Below are 21,425 nucleotides of genomic sequence, written 5' to 3'. Positions count from 1 at the left end.
CCCATCACCCTCGGCTCCGTCCGGACCCTCCGGCCTCGGTCTTCTTTTCGTGCTCGGCCGGATGGTCAGCTGACTTCTTCGATTTGCCGGCTCGGGACCGCCCCTCGTCCTCGGGTCCCTTCTGCGATTCGGCTTCATCCCCCCGTGCGTGGTCCCCCTGTGACGACGGCTCATCCGGCTCCTGGCCATTCGGGCCGGGACGCAACGCCAAGGCCCACTCCCCCAGGGCATCACTCATAGAATTCATTCGATTGCTTATTGTCGATATGGCTGCCGAGCGCCCCGCAGCCATCAACTCACCGCGAAGCTCCTGGCCGAGTCGGCCGAGCCCGGGGGACTTCGCCTGCCCCCCATCGGCCACATCGCCGCCGGACAGGAGGCGTCTCCCGGCCGTCAGTCCTGCGAGGGTGATAGCCCAGCGCATCTTGTGCGTGCGTCCGACGAGGTAACCGCCGGTGAAAACCAGGGCAGCCTGGATGTTCTTCATGCTCGCTTCTCCTCCCGCCACAAAGACGAGGCCGTCAATCAGGTCATATAGGTAAGTATGGTGCATATCATTCGATCGCGTCATATGGCCATGCCTCGGGAGCCATGGATGCACCACGCCGCTACCGGATCCGAGGCCGTCACACTCAGGCCGCAAGCGTCAAGGACGGCACCACGTTGCTACGTCCGTGATCCGCCGACCGACTCCCGGAGGGTCAGCAGTGCGCCTCTCAGCGGAGTTCGGGACCGGAGGGCACATACAGCTCTGGCACCACAGCAATTCCGAATGGCCGCACCGTGCCGACGATCGCGGCCTCCTCATGACTGGGTCACACACTCACAATCGTGCTGGGCGACCGGGAAGATGTCGGCCGCATGAGATCGGTCTCGAACTCATCGCTCCGGCTGGGCCAGCTACCGGCCGCTGACGTTCGCGTGGCGCACCGCGACTGCGGAAGAACGTTCCCACCGTGCCCCAAAGGACCCACTCCGCGACCAGACTGACAACGAGTCGGACAGTGGCGGTCGAGGGCCCCGAAAATATGACGCGCAACCACGCGGCCAAAGCCCCGTTCGCTGACCGGAGCTGTCGGCTCCGGTGGCGGGGTGTAACCGTCAGCAGGGAGAACAGCGACCGCTGCACGACAGATCATGACACCGTGTGTCGAGTGCGCAAGCGCGCCCAACGCAGGGCACGGCCCAAGGCGAGGTCGTGGTGGCCAGGCTTATGATGAAGCCGAGGGATCGTTGCGACCAGTCGCCACATGAGCCGGCTCCTCCCCCGTCCTCGACGAAGACGACCCGCGGGCACGTCAGCCCTGGCCGGCGCCGCTCACGCGCTAGCGGACTCCCACAGCGGGGACCTGCTGGAAGCGTTGCCGACTGAGAACACGGCATCCCCGTGACGTCCCGGCCCTGCCTCCAGACCGGCACACGACCCGGGAACTCGTTCGTTTCGTTCTCGAGGGCGTCCCTGGTCGTTTCGCTCGCCCCGCGCCACTCGCCACAGAGGGGGAACCCGGAGGTGACCCCGAGAGGGAACATCCTAAGGAGCAACCGTCATGATCAAGAAGCTGCACGACATGGGCCTGCGCAGCGAGCACGCCTACACCGCCGCCGTCGCCTCCATCGGACTCTCCGTGCTCACCTGGGCCGCCTCCCTGCGTGCCGAACCCGGCGCGGGACTCGACCGTGCCGACCGCTGGGGCATCTTCGTCGGCGAGTGGGCGCCCACATTCTTCGGCCTCGGCCTCGCCCTGTCGCACTACGAGCAGGAAGAAGGCTCGCTGTTGGAGAAGGCACACAGGGATGGAGAGCGAAGGCGGCAGATGACAGGCACTTCTTAGCAGGACCCCTCGGCCACACCAAAGCCGAGGGGGTAGGGGGCCGGTCGCCGCGGCGCCATGTGGGCCGACTCGAACCGGCGACCTCGGACTCACAGGACGCGCTGCCTTGACCGGCTGGCGGACGGGCACGCTGCGGCGCGGTACGGCTGGTTACGGCGCTAGCGTTGTGGGAGTGCCCCGCCGCGGGAAAACGCCAAGTGTTTTGCCGCGACTTGAGCTTGCGTCGATACGCCAACCCAGACAGCCAAGCAGGGGGCTCACTGTATCTTTCGCCGAATGGCGGGCGAGGGCGGCCGTCAAGTCTCTGCCCCATCTGACGCACTTGGCGCCGCTGCGGGTGACGCTGCTGGCGGCTGCGGCACGAGCGGGTGCGGGAGTGCCGGGCCCGCGCGTGCCAAGGATGTGACTATAACGCGGAGCCCGCTGGTCGCCGGCAGCCAGCCGCTTCCGGATATGGCGGATGGGCATTTGGTTGAAACGCCGGTCGACGGGCGCCCGCACGGGCCGCAGGACCCCGAGGAGGCGGTGACCCTCCTGCCCCATCAGCGAGACCGCCTCCGCGCGGAGCCGGCCACTGCCGCATCAGCACAGTCGGCTGCCCGCAGTGACCGCGTGCTCGACGCCGCGGACGCCACCGCGTGACATTGTCCGGAGGTCAACCACCGGCGCCCGCCGTACCCTGAGATGGATGTGCACTGCCCCCTTTCCGGACCCGGCAGGGAGTTGACGCATGGCTGTACGGCACCAGCTGATCCGCCGCAGTCCCGAAGCGGTGTGGGCGGTGCTGGCGGACGGTACCCGCTACGGTGACTGGGTCGTCGGTACCTCGCGGACCCATCCCACCGCCGGAACATGGCCCCGGACCGGATCACGCATCGTCTATACAGTGGAACTCGGCCCGTGGAAGGGCAGCGGAGAGACCATCGCCCGGCGCAGCGAGCCGCCGCACGTTCTGGAGCTGGAGGTCATCAGCGGATGGCTCGGCACTGCCAGGATCGCCCTCGAACTGCGCCCGTGGGGCGAGAACACCATGGTGATCTGCGACGAGCATCCGCTGCGCGGGGTCGCCGGGAAGCTACACAACGCGGTGGTGGACGCTCTGATGCAACTACGCCACCGCAGCATGCTCAGCCGGCTCGCCGAAGTGGTCGAACGTCACGAGCCTCCCGGACAGTGTGAACGCGGCCACGACACGTGCCACTCTACGGAGCGGTAACCGGTCGGCCGGGAGCAGCCGAATCGCTGGTAGACGCCGGTGGGCGGCAAGGATCTGGCGCAAACTGTCCGTGGAAGGCCTGGCTCACCTGGGCGTCAACGGCGGCTGGCCGGCACGGGTGCGCGCACGGCCAGATCTCCGACCTGACATCCGGCAGTGCTCGGGCCACATCGGCGAGCGCGCTGGTGTCACCGGCCGCAGAGCCGCCCCCCGTTGTCTTCTCCACGGCTCCGCAATGCAGCCCCCGGCCTCCGGGCCCGGCGTGACTTCTCCCCTCTGTTGATCATGATCTGAGGGGTGGCGTCACCGGGTGCCGGAGGCACCGGTAAGCCGCTGATAAGGGCAGGACCGCCGACTCGTCGGCAGGCTCTTCATAAGGCAAGGAAAGTCTTCGACAAGCGACTGCCCAACAGCGAACCCAAGCTCCGCGAGCTCTTGGACAAGCTCCAGTCCAACCACGGCACCGTGCTCGTGGTGGTCGACCAGCCCGCCTCCATCGGCGCCCTGCCCCTCACGGTCGCCCGTGACACACGCTGCCAGGTGGCCTGTCTGCCAGGGCTGACGGTGCGGCGGATCGCCGACCTCTACCCCGGCGAGGCCAAGACCGACGCCCACGACGCCCACGTGATCGCGGTCGCAGCCCGCGCCCCGGACGTGGACACCCGCGCGGTAGAGCCGGCGTGATCCTGGCTGGTGGCCAGCCGATCCTCCGCGGACGACCGCACCCAGACGGACGAACTCTGAAGCCGATACGTGGCCGCGCGTAAGGCAACCGGCACGCATCGCGGGCCAGGGCTGGTACTCAGTGGTCGGCTGGGGCGATGTGGATGCGGGTGGTGGCAGTGAGGCGGTCGCTTTCGAGGGCGTGGCGGAGTTGAGCCAGTGCCTGGTGGATGTGCCGGTTCGCGGCGCCTGGGTCGGTGTCGGCGGTGAGGGTGACGGTCAGTGTCAGTCGTGGAACGGTGGCGGCGCCGGTGAGGGTGGCCTTGGCCCGTCGCACGTAGGGGCTGGCGGTCAGGTCCTCCTCGAGTGCTTCGGTGGCGGCCCGGGCGGACAGATGCGTGGCGCCGTGGCGAGGGTCGGGCTCGGCATTGATGTGGTGGATGGCGTCGGTGTGGGCCTGGGCGGCGAGCCACCACAGTGCGAGGAGTGCGAGCAGGGCGGCGCACGCGGCGACGGCGGCCCAGAACCACCAGTGGTCCGCGGCGTAGCGGCGAGCCTGCTCGTCGATCAGTGGAGTGTGGGATGCCCCGAGCAGACCGGGACGAAGGTCGAGGCCGCGGGCGAGTGCGGCGGCGCCGCCCGCGGTGAGCACGAGGCCGGCCGCGAGGAGCGCGATGCGGTTGGCGCGGGCGGTGGGGCGGCGCATCGGGCTCACTCCTCTCGTCCTCGTACGGTGGTGCGGACGTGAAGTGGTCTCATGGGTGACAGTTCGTCGAGGCGGCCGGGGACGGCCTGCCGGACCCGCTGGGGGAGGTCGCCGATGTCGTGCAGCGGGCTGTCGGCGTTCACGTGTACCCGCCTCCGGCGCAGTCGTACGTGTGCGCGGTCGATGCCGTCCATGCCGCCGACGGCGGCGGTCAGACAGCGGCGCAGCCCGGCGCGGGTGATGCCGACCGTTGTGTGGGGATCCTCGGACCGCAAGGCGATCATCCGGGGACGGCCGGGCGCCAGCGCCAGCGCGATCAGCAGTACCCCGACGGCGAGGATCGTGGCGGCTGCGGCGAGCACGGCGGGATCGTCCCACCGCAGATCGCGGCCTGCCCGGGTCAGCCATGTCACCGGCAGCACCTGTGCGTCGCGGTTGATCAGGCTCGCGACGACCTGGATGGTGGCCAGGAGCGCGACGGCGGCCAGCAGGGCTGCGATCAGGACGGCCGGGAGGGTCCGCCTGGGCCGGAAGGCACGTATCGCTGCCCGTCGGCGCTGTCGGTCGACCGCCTGCGGGGGCGCGGACGGCGCTTCGTGGTCCACGGTGGTGCGGGGAGCCGCAGGGTGGGTGAGGCGGGCGACGTCGATGTCGACTTCGCGCACGTCCAGGCCGGTCAGCTCGCCGATGCGGGCAGCGACGCGCTCCCGCACGCAGCGGCTCACCTGGCGGATCGGCGCCGGGTATGCCACCGACACCGTCATCGCCACGGTGGCCAGGTGCCCGTCCACGTGGGCCGTGGCCTGGGGGGCGGGCGGGGCCTTGGCACGCCCGAGCGGCACCCCGAGCAGCCGACGCGGCGCCCCGCCGGCCTGGTCCACTTCGGTGACGGCGCGCACGGCAATCCGTTCCAGCACCCGATCGGCGATCTCAGTGTGCCCGCGGGTCTCCGGCGGCCCGAGCGCCGCCGGTGGCGTCGGCACCAGATCTGTGGTCACGACCGCCTCCGGCCGCCCAGCAGGCCGCTCAGATCGTGTTCACCAGCCACGGCCCGGCCCGCGAGGAGTCCGACGGCGCCGAGAACGAGCACGATCAAGAAAGCGGTGAAGCCGCCGAAGGCTCCGGCGAAGCCCAACGCGGTCCCGAATCCCAGGCCGATCGCTGTAGCCCACTGCGTTCCGTCCATGTCACTCACTCATTTCCCTCGTCTGAACTTGTGCCGCATCGCGTCAGCGCACGCGCCGCGCTCGACGGCGCCGGTGGCGCCGCCACCACCGGGCGGCCAGCCAGAGTCCGCCCCGGCTGCGGAACACGCTCACCCGCACCACCTCGGAACAGCGCGGGGCCGCGACAGCGGTGCGCCAGCGGCTCAACCCTGCGATGAACTCCTCTGGATCGCCGCCGACGTCCGGGTGGTGCAGGCGCACCCAGTCCCGGAACGCCTGCCGCTGCGGTGTGGGGTGTGCGCTCATCTGAGCGTCCCCCGAGCGGCGCTGTCGGGGAGTTCGATGTCGTCGATGCACACCTCCACCTGTGTGTCGGGCACCAGCCCGTGGACCGCGGCGCGCACTTGTGCGGCGACCTCGGTCACCGGCGTACCGAAGACCGCGACCACCTCGACCTTTACCTCGGTGTCGCGGACGGCGACCCCGGCCACGGTGCTGCCCGGCAGGTAGGTGGCAACCGGCCCGTCGGCCAGGGCCGCTACCGCCGGGCAGTCGGCCACCGCGGTGGCGATCCGGCCGGCCAGTCGGCCGACCTCGCCCGTATCCCGGCCGGGGGCCGGACGTGTCGGATGTGCGCGATGTGCCGGATGTGTCATTGGACGCGGGACTCCGCCGACTCGGCCGGCTCATCACCGGGCATGTGGATGTCGCCGACGGTGATGTTGGCCTCGGTGACCTCCAATCCACACATCTTCTCCACCGCGGTGACCACGTTGCGGCGAACCCCCGCGGCCAGGTCCGGGATGGACACCCCATAATCGACGATCACATCGAGGTCGACCGCGGCCTGGCGTTCACCCACCTCGACCGCGACCCCCTGGGTGATGCCGGGGCCGACCACTCCGGGCAGACGCTCGCGCATCGCGCCCAGCGCACGGGACACGCCGGCGCCCATCGCGTACACGCCCGGCACCTCACGGGTCGCCATCCCTGCGATCTTGGCCACGACCACATCCGCGACCGACGTCCTGCCCTGCTCGCTCACCAGCTCCGCGGACCCCCGCGCCGTCACGGAACGGGCCCCTTCGGACTGCTCACTCGACTTGGCCGTCGTCTCTTTCATCTGTGTGTTCACGGCGCCGTTCTCCGTTCCGTGCGAGCTCATTACCCGCATCACTCAAGAAGACACAGCCGACCCGGGGATCCTCACGCCCGTCATGGGATGTACCTCACGCGAATGTGGTTCGTAGCCTCCCGCCGGGGCACTCGCACAAGGTGACCTCCGAGGCGGAGGACGGCATTCTTGTCGCCCGCGCCCGTGACGGTGACACCGCAGCCTTCGAGGACCTGGTGCGCCGCTACGCCACTCGGGTGTACCGGATTGCGCTGCGCATCGTGGGAGACGCCGACACCGCGGAGGACGCCGCCCAGGATTCCTTCATCACCGCCTGGCGCTGCCTGCACGAAATCCATGCGGAGCAGGCGTTCGCCGCCTGGCTGTATCGCATCGCCGCGACCCGCGCCGTCAACGTCGCCCGCGTCCGACGCCCCGAGATCAGCCTCGAAGAGGAGGCCTTGCCGCCGTCCCGCACAGCTGGCCCCGCACAGCAGGCCGTGGCCGCCGAGCTGCGTGCCGCGCTGACTCGCGCCCTCAGACGGCTCACCCCGGAGCAGCGCGCATGCTGGGTGCTGAGAGAACTGGAAGGCATGTCCACCAACGAAATCGCCCACACCGTCCACACCAGCCCGGATGCCGTCCGTGGTCGCGTCCACCGCGCTCGTGCCCGGCTTGCTCAGGAGCTCACGCCATGGCGATGAACCATCCAACTGCTGACCGGTTGCCGAGCGGCACCGCCATCGACACACTCCGTGAGGCGACCGCCGCGCTGACCGCCGAACCGGTCGAGCGCCCCCCGGGCTTCGTCGCATGTGTCATGGTCCGGATCCGCCAAGAACCGCGCCGCTTCCGCAAGCTGCCGCTCCCCGCAGAACCTCCGCACCGTCTGTCCATCACCGAACACGCCGCCGCTACTCTCCTGTCCGCCGCCACCAGCAGCGTCCCCGGCACCACCGGCCGAGGCTGCCGCTTCCCCACCCCTGGAGACCCCACCCACGTGGCCGTCAGCATCAGCCTCCGCTACGGCCAGCACGCCTCCACCACCGCCCACCGGGTACGCGCCGCCCTGCACGCAGCCGCGGCCACCCAGCTCGGTCTTCGCCTCCTCCGCATCGACATCACCATCGATGACGTCCACCCACGTCTCTGACCGCCATAAGCATGATCACCAACCCCCGCAGACGATCAGGTTCTTGCAGTCAGGCAGATGGGCCAAGAATCCCTTGATACAGCAGGTCACCGCGCCGGGGCCCGGCCGGCCGGACCGTACACTGCTCGCCGCCCCGACCCAATTCCTCCCCCGAGCCCTGCGAGAACACCGGATCGTCTCACCGCGCACCCTGCCGGCCTGGCACCAGCGCCTGGTGAAGCAGAAGCGGACGCAGCCGCCGTCCGCCGGCGGGCGCCCGACCCTGACTGTCCGAAGTGACGGTGCAGTACGACTGGTGGGTGCTGGACGAGTCGGAACTGGCCCGGGAGCTCGCCGAGCACCGGCTGGCCCTCCGCTTGGCCGGACATCCCGATCTCGGCCTGTATGTCGTTTCCTCGGTGACAGACGGCTCCTCCACCAAGGGCTGATGTGGAAATGATCTCTGCTGATCGTTTCAGAATGAAGTTCGGAGTCGTCTCAAGTAGATGATGCTGCAGGCGAGTTGGAGCAGTGCGAGGTGGAGGTCGGCGTGTATCCCGTAGCGGATCCGAAGTCGCTTGAACTGGTGGAGCCAGGCGGTTGGGTCGGCCGCGCGGTGAGGCGCTCGTCGTGGGGCGAGTCCTGTTCCGCGCGGCCTCCCGCCGAACCGGACATGACGGTTTCCCGGTCATCCGGCTCTCCAGTGACTACTGCGTGAGTGGTCTGGCTGGCCGTTCTGAGTGGATGCGGTCGTGGCAGATGCCGCAGGCGACGACGGATTTGCGTCGACGGTGCAGCATGACGCGCGCCCAGTCGGAACGGCTGCCATCCGGCATGTGCGAGGTCGGCGAGAGCGCGGATATGGTGCACTTGCATGTTGCCCTTGCTTCCGCAGATCTCGCAGGTGTCGAGAAGGCTCAGACATGGTCCCCGATTCCCATCCTGAGGTGTGTCTCCTGGGCCCATTCGGCCGCCGCGCTGGCGCCGTAGCGGCGGGGCATGTCATCGGAAGTCCAGCCGAGGAGCAGCATCAGGTCGCCGCTGTCGCCGCCAGCTCGTTCCATGCGTGAGCGAAAGTGTGCCACCAGCGGTGGGCATGGATGCCTGGCAATCCGGCGGCCAGTCCGCGTCGCTTGATCATGATCTTGATGCCGTTGGGAGCCAGTGGTCGGCCACCGCGATCGGCAAGCCACAGGTCCGGCAGCTTCTCTCCGTTGTGCTGGGCACGGGCCCGTAGATAACGGCTGAGTGCCCGAGCGGTACGGAGGCCGGACCGTACACGGCGGTCTTTGCTGCCCTTCCCGTGGTAGTGCACCGAGTCGGTGTTCAAGTCGATGTCCTCCATCTGGAGGGCGCCACCCTCTGACATTTGCAGGTAGCAAGTATCTTGGAGGCGTCGTCGTCTCGGATGATCGGAACAAGTTTGCCAGCCAGCCCCACTCAGCGAGGCGCTTCAGCTTCGCCCGGACCGCCTCGACCTGTCCGGGCGTGTCCCCTTGCCGAGCTTCACACTGACCTCTGCGGCCTTGACCGGCTCCGCCGCACCCTGAAGGACTCTGTCGCCCGATTCGGTCGACCTGGCGAGACCGGTGAACCGCTGGCGGGGAACGCGCAGGTGGTGCTGATCGAATCGGCCGAACAGGACGAACAGCGGCCGGACATGGCTGTAGGGGGTGTCCGCGCCGACCGTGGTCAGACCCAGGACGGCGAGGGCGCCGAGCAGCAGGCCGAGCGTCAGGGGTGCCTTGAAGCCGGTACGCCGGATCACCCTGCCGGTGAGGAACGCCGTGACGACGTAGACGCCGAACAGGGGCAGCATGCGCCAGCTGGTGTCCAGCGCGTTCAGGTGCTGGACGTTGTTGTAGAACATCACGACGAGCACGGCCACGCCGGTGAAACCGAACAGCGACACCGCGGCGATGACCATCACGGCGCTGAACGACCGCGATGCGAAGAGCGTGATGTCGCCGCACCACTTCTCGTCCAGCCGACCGGCGGAGAAGTTGCGGCTCACCAAGTCCGGGGCCGGCGGCGCGAGCCGGTCGGGGACCGTGGTGCGCTTGCGCCGCCGCAGGTGCCGGCCCTCGATCTGGTTGATGCGCATCAGCCGCTCGACGCGCTTGCGGTTGACGGTGTGCCCGAAGCCCCGCAGTTCGGCATGGACGCGGCGGACTCCGTACGTCCCCTTGTGGTCGGTGTGGATCTCGCGGATCTCCTCGACCAGGGCGTCGTCGGCCGCCCGGCGGACCACGCGGGCCTTCGTGCCGGCAAGCCACCGGTAGTAGCCCGAGCGCGAGACCTGAAGGACCCGGCATATCCGCTGCACGCCGAAGTCGACGCGGTTGTCGGAGATGAAGTCCCAGCGGCGGGTCATGCCCTCATCTCCTTGGCGAAATACTGGGCCGCCCGACGCAAGATCTCCCGCTCGAGCTCCCATTCCTTCTCCGCCTTGCGCAGCCGGCCGTTCTCCGCGCGCAGCCTCGCCAGCTCGTCATCCTGGCTTTCCACCGCCTCGTCGCCGCGGCTATGACTGCGACCCGCCAGCTCGTCGGCCTGGCGCACCCAACTCCGCAACGTCTCGCCGGTCACCCCGACATCCGCCGCGACCGCGGCATACGTGCGCTTCCCGCCCGTCGCGCGGTACAACGCCACCGCATCGTTCCTGAACTCCGCCGGATACGGAGACCTACGTCCCACCAGGACACCCTTCCTCGGATCTACAAGATCCATTGTCAGAGTGTCCACACGAAGGGAGTCACCTCACTCCAGGACGGATCCGTATGCCAGGACATGACGGCCCGTGAGACCATCGGAGACGAGAAGGCCGAGTGGTGGGAGCGCGCGATCGCCCCGTATCCGCCATACGCCGAATACCAGGACAAGACCAACCGTGTGATCCCCGTCTTCGTGCTGGAGCCCGCGTCCGTGGCAGGGACGGCAGACGCCCCACCGTCGTGAACGAGGACCTGATCCGCACGGCCCACGACCTGCCGCACAACAGGATCCGACAAAGCTGCCGGACCCTCACGCAGGATCGAGGCTAGTCGAACCAAGGCTTACCGTCCCCCACGGCATGAATCTTGACAGGCTTCTCGAGGGTGACGGTCATCAATTTTGAATACACTATAAAGTCGCGACCCATCTGCTTCTTTGTGCGGAATTCTCGAAAGGTACTATTCTCGATCTCCGCCCAGTTTTCTGGGCAGAATCGACCAAAGAAAGCACCTGGCCCCTTTAGGGATACCGAGACCGATTTCGGGCTGCGCCGCCAGAAACCGAGGGGTTGGAAACCATTGAAGTCATAGGAGTCTCGTACGTAAAAGCTTCCCTGTGTGACGGTGACGTCAATGCGTGAATCCTTGCCGGGTCCCTGAACCGCCGACCCCGTAGCGCTCCAAAATGGCTTCACCGGGCCTGACCTGAGGCAACGCACCTGACCAGCAGGTACCCTGCATGATCAGTCCTCGTGCTGGTTCGACTTGTCTACCTCATCGGCACGCGAATCTTCGCGTGGCTGTTCCTGATGTCTCGATCTTCTGCGGCCAAGAGCGCGGAGATACTGATCCTTCGACACGCGCTCGCGGTTCTACGTCGGCAGGTCGCCCCGCCCAAGCCCGGATGGCCGGACCGCGCACTGCTCGCCGTCCTGACCCGACTGCTCCCCCGAGCCCTGCGCGAACACCGGATCGTCTCACCGCGCACCCTGCTGGCCTGGCACCAGCGTCTGGTGAAGCAGAAGTGGACGCAGCCGCCGTCTACTGGGCGGCCGCCGCTGCCGGAGGAAATCCGCGACCTGATCATCCGGCTCGGCGCCGAGAACCCCCGATGGGGCTTCCGACGCGTACACGGCGAACTGCACCGCCTCGGGCACAAGGTCAGCCCCGCCACCGTCCGGCGTGTGCTGCGAGCCGCCGGTCTCAGCCCCGCCCCGCGCCGCCAGCCGGCGCCCGGTGAGTGGGCCGCGTTCCTCAAAGCCCAGGCCAACGGCCTGCTCGCCACCGATCTCTTCCATGTCGACACCATCAACCTGCAGCGCCTCTACACGCTATTCATCATGGAGGTGCGCACCCGCACCGTCCACATCCTCGGCGTCACCGCCCGCCCCACCGCCGCATGGGCCACTCAGCAGGCCCGGCAGTTTCTGTGGCAACTCGGCGATCGGGCCGCAGAATTCACCCACATCATCCGCGACCGGGACGCGAAGTTCACCGCCACCTTCGACACCGTGTTCGCCAGCGAGGACATCACCGTGGCCAAGATCCCTCCCCACAGCCCCAACTGCAACCCACACGCAGAACGCTTCATCCGCTCAGCACGGGAAGAGTGCACCGACCGTGTCCTGCTCTTCGACCGTGGCCACGCCGAGAAGATCCTCCACGACTACGCACACCACTTCAACACTCACCGGCCCCACCAAGGGCGAGGCCAGCTCGCGCCCAGCGACAATCCGAACGTCATCCCCCTGCCCGCAGCCCGGATCAAACGCCGACAAGCCGTCGCCAGCCTCATCAACGAGTACCACCGAGCCAGCTGACCATAAGGAAAAATTCCAGCTCACAACCAGTGAAGCCATTCTGAAGCGCTACGGGTGCGGCGCACCGGCACCCGGCGTACTCGCTACCGCGGCCTCGCCAAGACCTCACTGGCCCAGGTCCTGACCGCGGCCGCCCTCAACCTCTACCGACTCGACGCCTGGTGGAGTGGAACCCCTCTGGGCACGACACGGGTCTCCCACTACGAACAACTTGCCCTCAGTCTCGCGGCCTGATCGACAAAAGCCCAGATCACATCGACCAACAGAGTCCTGAAGGGTGTCAATATTCCGATGAGGCTGCTGAGCTGGGCGTTTCCTGTGGATGGTGAGGTAGCCGGGGTGGCATGGTGTGGTACTCGTTGAGCAGTCCGCCGAGTACCTGCTGGCGCCTGACCGTGGCGGCGGGTAGGGGGATGACGTTCGGGTCGTCGTCGGGTGCTCGTAGGTCGAGGCTGCGGTGGGCTCGTCCCCCGTTGTAGTGCTCCGCGTACGTGGTAAGGACCGTGCGCAGGTGTCGTTCGCCGGTGATGAGGAGGCGGTCGGTGCATTCGGCTCGGGCTGTGCGTATCCATCGTTCGGCGAACGCGTTTGACCGGGGGCTTTGCGGCGGTGTCGGGATGACGGCTGTGCCGTTGCTGGTGAAGACGGCGTCGAACGCGGTGGTGAACTTGCTGTCCCGGTCCCGGATGAGGAACCGGAAGCACCCAGCCCTCTACTCGAGATCCATGAGCAGGTTGCGGGCGAGCTGAGTGACCCATGCGCCGGTCGGGTGAGCGGTGACACCCAGAACGTGAACGCGCCGGGCCTTGATCTCCATGACGAAGAAGACATAGAGACGTCTGAGGAAGACGGTCTCTATGTGCATGAAATCGCAAGCGAGCAGCGTGTGGGCTTGGGCCCGGAGGAAGGAGTGCCAGGTCTGCTGAGATGCGCGCTGCGGAGCGGGCGGTAGACCGGAGCGGCGCAGAACCCGTCGGATAGTCGCAGCGGCTACCCGATGACCAAGCCGACGCAACTCCCCTTGGATCCTGACGTACCCCCAGGTCGGGTTCTCTCTGGCCAGGCGCTGGATGAGCGCGACCGTCTCTTCCGGCAAAGGTGGCCGACCGGGTCTGACCGGTGCTTGGCGCCACCTCCAGCGCACCAGACGGCGGTGCCAGTTCAGCAGTGTGCCCGGGGTGACCAGTCGATGGCGACGTAAGACGGGTGGCAGATGCCGTGCGAGAGCGGAGAGCACGGCACGATCAGCCCATGAGAGCCGCGGCCGCTGGACCTGCCGACGCAGCACGGCGACCTCATGACGAAGAGCAAGGATCTCTGCGTTGTTCGCGGCGGTCGAGCGGCCCAGCAACAGGAAGCAGCCCAGTAGTCGACAGAAGATCAGGTAAAGCAGTCGCAGACCCACGATCACTGATCATGCCCACACTTGGGCGATCGCAAAGTCCCAGGTCAACCACCATACGGCAATAAAGACACCCTTCAGGCACCGCCCTCAGCGGGGAGGGAGCAACGCCAGCGAGGTCATCGATGTCCACACCACTCGACTGCTGCGCATCGCGCAGCTCCGCGTAGGCATCCATGAAGTCGCCGCCCATGAACTCCGGTTGGAAAAGCAGTTCCGTTCCGGCGATGTCTGCGACGTGGGGATCAGTATTGAGTGCGAACGTCTTCTTGGCCACGGGTGTGCCCTTGTCTCCCGCGCGGTCGCCCGGCCCAAAACCAGCGGCGTGACGGAGAGGGTAGCGGCGTGTGGACCACTTTCCGCCTATCACCACCCCAAACGAACAGCAACGGCAAGCCGCTTACAGCAAAATGTGATCATGAATCTTGAAGGAGTCGGTGCCATCGCCGCCGCTGCCGTCGCCGCAGTCGGCATCCCTTCTGCACTGATTGTCGGCCGATGGCAGATGCGCGCAGCCCTACGTACCGCTGAGGAGACGGGCCGTGCCGGTCTTGCACAAGCAGAGTCCAACTACCGCTCTGGTCTTGCCCAGGCAGAGTCCACGTACAGCGCTGCCCTCGACGCTGTGCGCGCCGAGGCAACCAACGCACAGATGCAGTGGCGCAGAGGAGTCCAGCGAGAGGCCTTCGTTTCGTATCTCCTCGCAGCCAGGCACGTAACTGAGATCGCCAAGAAGATGAATCACACTTACGTCTATGACGAGGTTCCTATTTCGGAAACAACGAGTCTCCGCACAGAATTGTCGGACGCCAGGATAGCGCTGCGCAGTGCGTCCCTCATCGTCTCCTTGGAAGCGCCCACCTCTTTGAGGACAACCGCCGATCGCATCAGTTACTGGGTCGGTGAATTGGCAGATGCTCTAGAGGAAGAGATCGTTCTGTTTGAAGCCGAGAAGGCCTTGACTTGTCTTTGTGAGATCGAAGCAAGGCAAGGAAGTTCTGACAGGCCGGCGAGTGAACTCAGGGCAGCACTCGATGAGCTGGGACGCCAGGTCAGGGCTCATGCGCAAGGGAGCGATCCTCGCGACCTAGGAAGAGACAACATGCCTCCCGAAATCGTCATGGCATGGGATTCCGTCCAGCAAGCGTTCCAGGAGCACGGGTCAAGGACGCCCTTGAGTTTGGTCGAACGGGTGGCACTGGAAGATTTTCAGTGCCACGGGCTGGGGGAACAGATCCAAAAAGCACAAGAAGCGGAGGAAGAGTTGAAGGCATGGGAAGAGCAATTCCTGCCTGAGGCTCGTACCGTGCTTGACGAAACGCCCAGAGCCTGACTCCTTGGCCATTCTCTCGCCTGCCTATCTACCCTGGCGGAGCGCCCGCGCAAGGAAGTTATTCGGCCGAGTGCCGGGATGCCGTACGTACGCAGCGAACACGGTCCGGCCGTCGACATCAAAACGGAGGACCTTCGAGCGGCGGGGGCGAATGATGTGCGGTCGGGTGCCGTTGAGGACATAGCGCACGGCCGGGTGGTCGCACACGATAACTCCTCGGAGTCCTCCTGGGCCGTCCTGGATCTTCCAACTGATGTACCGGCCCATGCTGCCGGGGGCTTCGCGCTCAGCGATGTTGGTGACGCGTTCGGTGCGTTCGCGGAGCCGCCGCTCAACCCGACTACCGCGCACGCGGAGCAGCCGGGTGAGGCACCCCTGGTCGATGTGGACCTCAACGCTCATGACGCCCCCTCGTCGAGGCATCCTCAGCCCGACAGGGCTAGGCAGGACCGGGTCCCGGACCCGCCAGCGGGCGTTCGCCGCTTCGGCGTGTGACGGGCGGACCGTCCAGCGCCGTGCAGACAGTGCCGATCCGACCCACATGCGGGCGGGCAGTGCGTGAATGACAGCAGTGGATCGCCCGGATCTCGACGGCCCACGAGCTGAGGCCGGGCCACCACAACCGGCACAAGTTGAGAGGCTCAACCGACAGTCACCGCGTCACGACTACACCAGACTTGTCGCAAATAGCCTGGCCAGCCGCTCGTCACTTCGCACGCCGCCGTCCAGGCACGGCCCGGCCATCCCACCGACCTTCCAGCCCAAGGACGACCGGGCCAGAGCCTTGCCCCCCTTCCGGAGACTATCCACGGCCCAACTCAGCAGTCGCTTGGCACACTATTTTCTACGGTGAACGCGCCTGCCGACTGTCTCGCTACAGCGCCATAGAGCCCGATAGGGCGCTCACGCCCTGGGAGTGCCCCGTCTGCTGGCGGACGCCAAGGGGCATTACCTCGTCTTGACGCGGCAGGCACCTTGCGGCCGGGACACCCGAGCACCGGCTGCCTGCGGAAACACCCCGACCGAGGCCCTCAGCCCACAGCTCCCCCCTGTCGCATGGGGAGCACGAGATCGCGCTCCCACCCCGAAAGGGGGTCGAAAGCCGACAAGGGGTCCTTATACCTCTCGATGCAGAGAGCATCCGAACCGATCGGATGACATCGGGGGCCCCTGGTTGACGACGGCGCACAGGGACTCGGTACGGCGCTGTAGGTCTACCTGATCGAGTGACGGACGAATCGGGCACCGTTGACACGTCTGCGAGTTGGGAGCACGAGGGCTCCCAGCGGGCTCCCACTTGCTCCCAGCCCGGACACGGTTAAGGCCGCCCCCGCTACCCGCGGAAACGGCCTCCGACCTGCGATGATGCTGGTCGGGACGACAGGATTTGAACCTGCGACCCCTTGACCCCCAGTCAAGTGCGCTACCAAACTGCGCCACGTCCCGGTGCTTGTCCGGCTTCGGCTTTCGCTCTAGCCGGTCGCGCAAGAGAACAATACCGCACTTCAGGGGGTGGTCGCTGCCACCTTTCGGTGGGGGTGCGGCGGGTCAGGGATGAGCCTGTGGTTACGTTGGGTTCGCAGACGATGGCGGGGTGTGCCCAGGTGTGGCTGCGCCTCCGTTCGGACGGGGTAGGAGGGCGGCAAAGCGCGGGGGGCTCAGGTGTGGGCGTTCAGCCAGGTCAGTAGGTCTTGCTGGACCTGGTCGCGGTTGGTTTCGTTCAGGATCTCGTGACGGGCGTCGGGGTAGCTTTTCCAGCTCAGGTCGTGGGTGCCGAGGTAGCGGAAGTCCTCGAGGAGTTCGTGGACCAGTGTCAATCGCTGGTTGCAGGGGTCCTCGGCGCCCACGGCGATGTGGACGGGCAGCCGGGGCGGGGTGCGGGATTGGTTGTGCGGGTTGTTGATCTTGCGGACGGCGCGGACCCAGTCGAGTGAGAGGCCGGCGCTGAAGGGGAAGCCGCATCGCTCGTCCGCCGTGTAGGTGGCCACCTCTGCGGGGTCGCGGGAGAGCCATTCGTAGCCGGTGCCGGGTTCGTAGGGGTCGTTGAAGGAGGCGAAGAGCTCGGGGGTGAAGCTGGACAGGGCGGTGCGGCCGTGCTTGGCGATTTCGGTCTCCAGGCGGGTGATGGCCTCGTCTGGGTCTGTCGCGGGCAGTGAGCGGAAGGTGCCGGAGAGGATCAGGCCGGAGAGGTCGTCACCGTACTCCTGGGCGCAGTCGCGGGCGAGCATCGAGCCCATGCTGTGACCCAGCAGGAACAGCGGCGTCCCGGGGAGGTCCTGCCGGGCGCGGTCGCCGACGGCTCGCAGGTCCTTGACGATGGCCCGCCAGCCGTCGCCCTCCTCGCCCACGACGCCGAGGCCGCCCGTGGAGGCGGCGGTCGCGCCGTGGCCGCGGTGGTCCGAGGCGACCACGGCGTAGTCGTGGTCGCGCAGGAAGCGGGCGAAGCGGTCGTAGCGCTGGGCGTGTTCCGCGGCGCCGTGGGCGATCTGGACGATCGCGCGTGGGGGGCGGGACTCCGGGAGCCAGGTGTAGGTGGCCAGGCTTACGCCGTCCTGGGTGGGGAGGTGGTTGGTGTGGTACGTGATGCCGTCCGTCGGCATGCTGTCTCATCTCCTGTGTGGGAGGGAGGGATCCACCGCGGCCACCCCGTGTTCGCCGAGGCGTGGGACGCCGTGGCTGCCGCGATGGGATCACTCCTTCCCGACAGTGGTACGCCCATCCCTCCGGGCCGGGGCACGTTGTTCCTGCCAGGGCACGGTCTTTCCGCCCGGGGCAGGGGCACGTTATTCCTGCCGGTGCACGGTCTTCCCGCCCGGTCGGGGGCACGCCCTTCCCTGTCTCCTGCCTCCGCGTCTTCCTCCCGACGCAGTGTTGACCCCGGGCCCGAGGCCTATGAAACGATCAAGTGCTGCACGCACCACTGCCCACTCCTGCTCCGCACAACTACGTGTTCCAGGAGGACCGTTGGAGACCGCAGACACTGCCGCCACAGCCGAGCCCGCCCCAGCCCTCTCCCCCGAGCCCGCCCCCGGCGACGCCGCGTCGCCCTCGCTCTCCCGCCGCCGGTTCCTGCAGACCGCCGCCGGTACTGCTGCCGGGGCCGGGGCGGCGGCCGGGTTGCCGGCGCAGAGCGCCGCCGCCTCGGCGCGGCGGGGCTCGCTCGCCTTGTCGTTCACCGGGGCCACCAACGGCGCCGCGACGCTCTCCCCCTCCGGTGACCGGCTGGTCGCCGAGGTCCAGAATGTGCTGTGGTCCCTGCCCCGGAAGGGCGGCGCCGCCACCGCGCTCACCCCGCCCGATCTGGAGCCCACGCGGCCGGTCTTCTCCCCCGACGGGAAACTGCTGGCGGTCTGTGCGTACCGGGGCGGCGGCTTCCATCTGTGGACGCTGCGACCGGACGGCTCGGATGTGCGTCAGCGAACGGACGGGCCCTGGGACGACCGGGGTCCGGCCTGGTCGCCCGATGGCACCCGGATCGCCTTCGCCTCCGAGCGCGGCGGCGACACGGTGGCGGGCAGCCCGTACCGGGTGTGGGTGCTGGAGGTGGCCACCGGGGAGCTCACCCGGCTGACCGGGGTGCCGGGGCAGGACGGGCCGCTGCAGGACGGCGCCTGGGAGGACTTCGACCCCGCGTGGGCCCCCGGCGGCGAGCGGGTGCTGTTCGTACGTGGCCGGCTCGCCGGGGCCGCGCTGGACGCCCGTACGGTCGCCTCGGTACGGGCCGACGGCAGCGGGCCGGTGACGGTGGAGCACACCGAGGCGGCCGCCGGGGTGCAGGTGCTCGCGCCCTCGGTGTCGCCCGGCGGCACGCTCGCCTATCTGCGCACCACCCCCGCCCCCGAGGCCTCCTGCACGCTGGTCGTCGACGGTGCGGCCGTCACGATGGAGGGCGACGTACAGCCGGTGCCGCCGCGCTGGACGGGCGGCGGAGAGCTGCTGCTCACCGTGGGCGGGCGGTTCCGGCTGGTGCGGCCCGAGGTGCCGGGCGGCGGGGAGGAGATACCGTTCAAGGCCGCCTTGCCGGTCAGCAGGCCGCGTTACCGCGTCAAGCGGTACGACTTCGACAGCGGCGGCGGGGCGCGGCCGGTGCGCGGGGTGCATCTGCCGGCGCTGTCCCCCGACGGGCGCAAGGTGGCCTTCGCCGCGCTGAACTCCCTGTGGGTCGCGGAGACCACCGGCGGCCGTGCCCCGCGCCGGATCGTACGGGCCTCGCCCACCCGCTATCTGCTGGGCCCGACGTGGACGCCCGACGGGCGGGCGCTGATCTACGCCGACGACCGCGACGGGCTGCTCGCCGTACACCGCCGGGATCTCGCCTCGGGCGAGGAAACCGAGCTGGCCTCCGGAGGGCGGGTACATCCGGCGCTGTCCCCCGCCGGCGATCGCCTCGCCTGTATCGACATGTCGGGAAACCTGGTCCTGCGCGACCTCGCCGCCGGCACCGAGCACACCCTGGCCGCGCCGCTCGGCGGCGGTGGGCTGCCCGGCAGACCGAGCTGGTCGCCAGATGGTCGCTTTATCGCCTATTGCGATCGCAACCGGCTGAACCAACGGTTCCGCGAGGGCTACAACCTCATCCGGATCGTGGCCGCGAACAGCGGAAACAGCGGCGCGGCCAGGCTGTACGCGCTGGCGCCGCACACCTCGCTCTCCGACCGCTACGACTCCGGCCCCGTCTGGTCCCCCGACGGCCGCCATCTCGCCGTGATCGCCGAGTCCGCCCTGTGGCTGCTGCCCGTACGGCCCGACGGCACCCCGGACGGCGAACCGCGCCGGCTGACCGAGGAGAGCGCCGACCACCCCTCCTGGTCGGGGGATTCGCGCTCCCTCCTGTATCTGTCGGCGGGCAAGCTGCGGCTGCTGGACGTCGAGGCCGGCACGGCCCGTACCGTGCGCCTCCCGCTCGACCACCGGCGCCCGAGCCCCGCCGACACCGTCGTCCACGCAGGGAGGTTCTGGGACGGCACCGGCGACGACGGCACGGTGCGCGAGGACGTCGACATCGTGGTGCGCGGCGGACGCGTCACCGCCGTCGAGGCGCATCGCGCCGGGCGGCCCGCGAAACGCCGCGTGGACGCCTCCGCGCGCACCGTCGTGCCCGGTCTCTGGGATGCCCATACGCATCCTTGGCAGTACACCTACGGTGCCCGGCAGACCGTGCTGCAGCTCGCCTACGGCATCACCACCGCCGTCTCGCTCGGCGGCTTCGCGTACGAGCAGGCGCGGCTGCGCGAGGCCATCGCGGCGGGCGCGCTGGCCGGGCCCCGGCTGCTGGCCACCGGTGAGCTGCTGGACGGGCCGCGCGTCGCGTACAGCATGGGGCGGGCGCACCGCACCCGCGAGGGGCTGCGCCGCTCGCTGGAGCGCGGGGCGGCGCTCGACTGGGACTTCGTCAAGACGTACGTACGCGCGCCCGGCTGGATCATGGAGGAGGCCGCCCGCTTCGCGCACGACAGGCTCGGGGTGCGCGCCGGCAGCCATCTGTGCTCGCCCGGCGTGCAGCTCGGCCAGGACCTGACCACCCATCTGCAGGCCACGCAGCGCCTGGAGTACGGGCACGCCACGACGGCGACCGGGCAGTCCTCCCAGGACGTGACGGAGATCTACACCGCGACCGACTTCCGTCTGATAGCCACGCCGTTCACGGCCTCGCCGCTGGTCGGGGCCGACCCGTCGCTGGCCGAGGACGAACGGGTCACCCGGCTCATGCCGCCCTGGGACACCGCCCTGGTGCGGCAGTTGGCCCAGGCCCCGCCCACCGCCGCCCAGCTCGCCACCCTGCGCACCGAGATCGGGGTCTACCGGCGGATCCTCGCCGGCGGCGGGGTGGTCGCCCTGGGCACGGACGCGCCGCTGGTGCCGGTGGGGCTCCATCTGCACATGGGGCTGCGGGCGCTGCACAAGTACGGGCTCTCGGCGGCGGAAGCGCTGCGCACCGCGACCCTGCTGCCCGCGCGGGCGTTCGGCGCGGACCGGGACCTCGGCACCCTGGAAGTGGGGAAGCTGGCGGACCTGACGGTCGTGGACGGCGATCCCTTCACGGACTTCGACTCGCTCGTGCGCACGGTCTCGGTGCTGCGCGGCGGCGTGCCGTACGAGCAGGACGAGCTCGTACGCGCCTTCCCGGAGGGCGGCCGGGCTCGGCAGGGGAAGTCGGCGGAGCACTGGCTGGAGGTGGGGCGGCTGCTGCGGCGGGACACCTGCTGCGACGGGGAGGGGTGACAGGGCGTACGGCGACGCGCGTCGGTTGTGCGGGGGGGGGGGGGCGACGGCCCCCGCCCGCCCCCTGGGCGCGGGGCGGCGCCGCGGGGGGGGGGGGGGGGGGGG

General features: G+C 68.6%; 21 protein-coding genes, 1 tRNA gene and 5 pseudogenes. 11 read left to right on the top strand and 16 right to left on the bottom strand.

Annotated features, from left to right (window positions below; all coding sequences use genetic code 11):
* Positions 1-4: 4 nt before the first annotated feature.
* Positions 5-487, bottom strand: coding sequence for a hypothetical protein (locus ACWDSL_RS14910; RefSeq protein ID WP_450485334.1), 483 nt, complete (start codon positions 485-487; stop codon positions 5-7).
* A 1,060-nt stretch (positions 488-1,547) separates the two neighbouring features.
* Here ACWDSL_RS14910 and ACWDSL_RS14905 point away from each other — a divergent pair.
* The 3 genes and pseudogenes from ACWDSL_RS14905 to ACWDSL_RS14895 all read left to right on the top strand — a co-directional run.
* Positions 1,548-1,832 carry a hypothetical protein gene (locus tag ACWDSL_RS14905; RefSeq protein WP_450485332.1) on the top strand — a complete coding sequence of 95 codons (285 nt, stop codon included), beginning with the start codon at positions 1,548-1,550 and terminating at the stop codon, positions 1,830-1,832.
* A gap of 730 nt (positions 1,833-2,562) precedes the next feature.
* Entirely contained in the window at positions 2,563-3,048 is a 486-nt protein-coding gene (locus tag ACWDSL_RS14900) for an SRPBCC family protein (RefSeq protein WP_450485330.1), read from the top strand.
* Between the two features lie 381 nt (positions 3,049-3,429).
* A pseudogene (locus ACWDSL_RS14895) lies at positions 3,430-3,717 on the top strand (IS110 family transposase); the annotation flags it as partial.
* A 133-nt stretch (positions 3,718-3,850) separates the two neighbouring features.
* On the opposite strand, the gene ACWDSL_RS14890 reads toward ACWDSL_RS14895, so the two are convergent.
* From ACWDSL_RS14890 to ACWDSL_RS14865, 6 genes are read right to left on the bottom strand one after another with little or no spacing between them, the layout of a single operon-like run.
* A complete protein-coding gene (locus tag ACWDSL_RS14890; protein WP_450485328.1) occupies positions 3,851-4,417 on the bottom strand; it encodes a hypothetical protein in 567 nt (188 codons plus the stop codon).
* 5 nt (positions 4,418-4,422) lie between these two features.
* Positions 4,423-5,415 (bottom strand): DUF6286 domain-containing protein, encoded by a 993-nt coding sequence (locus tag ACWDSL_RS14885; protein WP_450485326.1) that lies wholly within the window; start codon positions 5,413-5,415, stop codon positions 4,423-4,425.
* Positions 5,412-5,603, bottom strand: coding sequence for a hypothetical protein (locus tag ACWDSL_RS14880; RefSeq protein ID WP_319695366.1), 192 nt, complete (start codon positions 5,601-5,603; stop codon positions 5,412-5,414). The genes ACWDSL_RS14885 and ACWDSL_RS14880 overlap by 4 nt, the downstream gene beginning before the upstream one ends.
* A gap of 43 nt (positions 5,604-5,646) precedes the next feature.
* The gene (locus ACWDSL_RS14875) at positions 5,647-5,889 is read right to left on the bottom strand and encodes a hypothetical protein (RefSeq protein ID WP_450485324.1); all 243 of its coding nucleotides are present in this window, start codon (positions 5,887-5,889) and stop codon (positions 5,647-5,649) included.
* On the bottom strand, positions 5,886-6,239 hold the full coding sequence (locus ACWDSL_RS14870) for a hypothetical protein (RefSeq protein WP_450485322.1): 354 nt from the start codon (positions 6,237-6,239) through the stop codon (positions 5,886-5,888). Before ACWDSL_RS14870 ends, ACWDSL_RS14875 begins: the two co-directional genes overlap by 4 nt.
* A complete protein-coding gene (locus ACWDSL_RS14865) occupies positions 6,236-6,718 on the bottom strand; it encodes an Asp23/Gls24 family envelope stress response protein (protein WP_450485320.1) in 483 nt (160 codons plus the stop codon). The genes ACWDSL_RS14870 and ACWDSL_RS14865 overlap by 4 nt, the downstream gene beginning before the upstream one ends.
* A gap of 140 nt (positions 6,719-6,858) precedes the next feature.
* Between ACWDSL_RS14865 and ACWDSL_RS14860 the strand changes: the two genes are divergently transcribed.
* The 3 genes from ACWDSL_RS14860 (at position 6,859) to ACWDSL_RS14850 (ending at position 8,278) form a co-directional block, all read left to right on the top strand.
* Entirely contained in the window at positions 6,859-7,401 is a 543-nt protein-coding gene (locus ACWDSL_RS14860; RefSeq protein ID WP_450485318.1) for an RNA polymerase sigma factor, read from the top strand.
* Entirely contained in the window at positions 7,392-7,850 is a 459-nt protein-coding gene (locus tag ACWDSL_RS14855; protein WP_450485316.1) for a hypothetical protein, read from the top strand. Before ACWDSL_RS14860 ends, ACWDSL_RS14855 begins: the two co-directional genes overlap by 10 nt.
* Positions 7,851-8,125: 275 nt before the next feature.
* Positions 8,126-8,278 carry a hypothetical protein gene (locus tag ACWDSL_RS14850; protein ID WP_450485314.1) on the top strand — a complete coding sequence of 51 codons (153 nt, stop codon included), beginning with the start codon at positions 8,126-8,128 and terminating at the stop codon, positions 8,276-8,278.
* A gap of 26 nt (positions 8,279-8,304) precedes the next feature.
* Here ACWDSL_RS14850 and ACWDSL_RS14845 read toward each other — a convergent pair.
* The 3 genes and pseudogenes from ACWDSL_RS14845 to ACWDSL_RS14835 all read right to left on the bottom strand — a co-directional run.
* Positions 8,305-8,427, bottom strand: a pseudogene (locus ACWDSL_RS14845) (IS5/IS1182 family transposase); the annotation flags it as partial.
* A gap of 432 nt (positions 8,428-8,859) precedes the next feature.
* A complete protein-coding gene (locus ACWDSL_RS14840) occupies positions 8,860-9,198 on the bottom strand; it encodes a tyrosine-type recombinase/integrase (protein WP_450485312.1) in 339 nt (112 codons plus the stop codon).
* Positions 9,199-9,786: 588 nt separating this feature from the next.
* Positions 9,787-10,526: pseudogene (locus tag ACWDSL_RS14835) on the bottom strand (IS3 family transposase); the annotation flags it as partial.
* Positions 10,527-10,592: 66 nt separating this feature from the next.
* Between ACWDSL_RS14835 and ACWDSL_RS14830 the strand changes: the two are divergent.
* A pseudogene (locus tag ACWDSL_RS14830) lies at positions 10,593-10,787 on the top strand (nitroreductase/quinone reductase family protein); the annotation flags it as partial.
* A gap of 82 nt (positions 10,788-10,869) precedes the next feature.
* Here the strand turns inward: ACWDSL_RS14830 and ACWDSL_RS14825 are convergent.
* The gene (locus ACWDSL_RS14825) at positions 10,870-11,238 is read right to left on the bottom strand and encodes a DUF6402 family protein (protein WP_450485311.1); all 369 of its coding nucleotides are present in this window, start codon (positions 11,236-11,238) and stop codon (positions 10,870-10,872) included.
* Between the two features lie 57 nt (positions 11,239-11,295).
* On the opposite strand from ACWDSL_RS14825, the gene ACWDSL_RS14820 reads away from it, so the two are divergent.
* Entirely contained in the window at positions 11,296-12,363 is a 1,068-nt protein-coding gene (locus ACWDSL_RS14820) for a transposase (RefSeq protein WP_450485309.1), read from the top strand.
* Between the two features lie 54 nt (positions 12,364-12,417).
* Positions 12,418-12,597 carry a hypothetical protein gene (locus tag ACWDSL_RS14815; protein WP_450485307.1) on the top strand — a complete coding sequence of 60 codons (180 nt, stop codon included), beginning with the start codon at positions 12,418-12,420 and terminating at the stop codon, positions 12,595-12,597.
* Positions 12,598-12,643: 46 nt separating this feature from the next.
* Here the strand turns inward: ACWDSL_RS14815 and ACWDSL_RS14810 are convergent.
* Both ACWDSL_RS14810 and ACWDSL_RS14805 read right to left on the bottom strand, forming a co-directional pair.
* Positions 12,644-13,768 (bottom strand): annotated as a pseudogene (locus ACWDSL_RS14810) (integrase core domain-containing protein).
* Positions 13,659-14,042 (bottom strand): hypothetical protein, encoded by a 384-nt coding sequence (locus ACWDSL_RS14805; RefSeq protein WP_450485404.1) that lies wholly within the window; start codon positions 14,040-14,042, stop codon positions 13,659-13,661. Before ACWDSL_RS14805 ends, ACWDSL_RS14810 begins: the two are co-directional and overlap by 110 nt.
* Here ACWDSL_RS14805 and ACWDSL_RS14800 point away from each other — a divergent pair.
* Positions 13,968-15,098: a hypothetical protein gene (locus ACWDSL_RS14800; RefSeq protein ID WP_450485305.1), complete on the top strand. Its 1,131-nt coding sequence runs from the start codon at positions 13,968-13,970 to the stop codon at positions 15,096-15,098. The two genes, ACWDSL_RS14805 and ACWDSL_RS14800, sit on opposite strands and share 75 nt — an antisense overlap.
* Before the next feature lie 24 nt (positions 15,099-15,122).
* Here ACWDSL_RS14800 and ACWDSL_RS14795 read toward each other — a convergent pair whose 3' ends face one another.
* The 3 genes from ACWDSL_RS14795 to ACWDSL_RS14785 all read right to left on the bottom strand — a co-directional run bounded on the left by ACWDSL_RS14795 (position 15,123) and on the right by ACWDSL_RS14785 (position 17,698).
* The gene (locus ACWDSL_RS14795; protein WP_450485303.1) at positions 15,123-15,500 is read right to left on the bottom strand and encodes a hypothetical protein; all 378 of its coding nucleotides are present in this window, start codon (positions 15,498-15,500) and stop codon (positions 15,123-15,125) included.
* A gap of 967 nt (positions 15,501-16,467) precedes the next feature.
* A tRNA-Pro gene (locus ACWDSL_RS14790) sits at positions 16,468-16,544 on the bottom strand.
* Between the two features lie 212 nt (positions 16,545-16,756).
* A complete protein-coding gene (locus ACWDSL_RS14785) occupies positions 16,757-17,698 on the bottom strand; it encodes an alpha/beta fold hydrolase (RefSeq protein WP_450485302.1) in 942 nt (313 codons plus the stop codon).
* A gap of 364 nt (positions 17,699-18,062) precedes the next feature.
* Between ACWDSL_RS14785 and ACWDSL_RS14780 the strand changes: the two genes are divergently transcribed.
* Positions 18,063-21,320 carry an amidohydrolase family protein gene (locus ACWDSL_RS14780; protein ID WP_450485300.1) on the top strand — a complete coding sequence of 1,086 codons (3,258 nt, stop codon included), beginning with the start codon at positions 18,063-18,065 and terminating at the stop codon, positions 21,318-21,320.
* The last annotated feature ends 105 nt before the right edge of the window (positions 21,321-21,425 follow it).

The sequence above is a fragment of the Streptomyces sp. NPDC000941 genome (assembly GCF_053599555.1).
This window is presented reverse-complemented; position numbering and strand designations above follow the sequence as displayed.

Bases quoted from the DNA above. Each gene is read 5' to 3' on its own strand.
- ACWDSL_RS14855 (WP_450485316.1), top strand. From the start codon at position 7,392: ATGGCGATGAACCATCCAACTGCTGACCGGTTGCCGAGCGGCACCGCC.
- ACWDSL_RS14840 (WP_450485312.1), bottom strand. From the start codon at position 9,198: ATGTCAGAGGGTGGCGCCCTCCAGATGGAGGACATCGACTTGAACACC.
- ACWDSL_RS14875 (WP_450485324.1), bottom strand. From the start codon at position 5,889: ATGAGCGCACACCCCACACCGCAGCGGCAGGCGTTCCGGGACTGGGTG.
- ACWDSL_RS14900 (WP_450485330.1), top strand. From the start codon at position 2,563: ATGGCTGTACGGCACCAGCTGATCCGCCGCAGTCCCGAAGCGGTGTGG.
- ACWDSL_RS14870 (WP_450485322.1), bottom strand. From the start codon at position 6,239: ATGACACATCCGGCACATCGCGCACATCCGACACGTCCGGCCCCCGGC.
- ACWDSL_RS14785 (WP_450485302.1), bottom strand. From the start codon at position 17,698: ATGCCGACGGACGGCATCACGTACCACACCAACCACCTCCCCACCCAG.
- ACWDSL_RS14795 (WP_450485303.1), bottom strand. From the start codon at position 15,500: ATGAGCGTTGAGGTCCACATCGACCAGGGGTGCCTCACCCGGCTGCTC.
- ACWDSL_RS14905 (WP_450485332.1), top strand. From the start codon at position 1,548: ATGATCAAGAAGCTGCACGACATGGGCCTGCGCAGCGAGCACGCCTAC.
- ACWDSL_RS14910 (WP_450485334.1), bottom strand. From the start codon at position 487: ATGAAGAACATCCAGGCTGCCCTGGTTTTCACCGGCGGTTACCTCGTC.
- ACWDSL_RS14880 (WP_319695366.1), bottom strand. From the start codon at position 5,603: ATGGACGGAACGCAGTGGGCTACAGCGATCGGCCTGGGATTCGGGACC.
- ACWDSL_RS14890 (WP_450485328.1), bottom strand. From the start codon at position 4,417: ATGCGCCGCCCCACCGCCCGCGCCAACCGCATCGCGCTCCTCGCGGCC.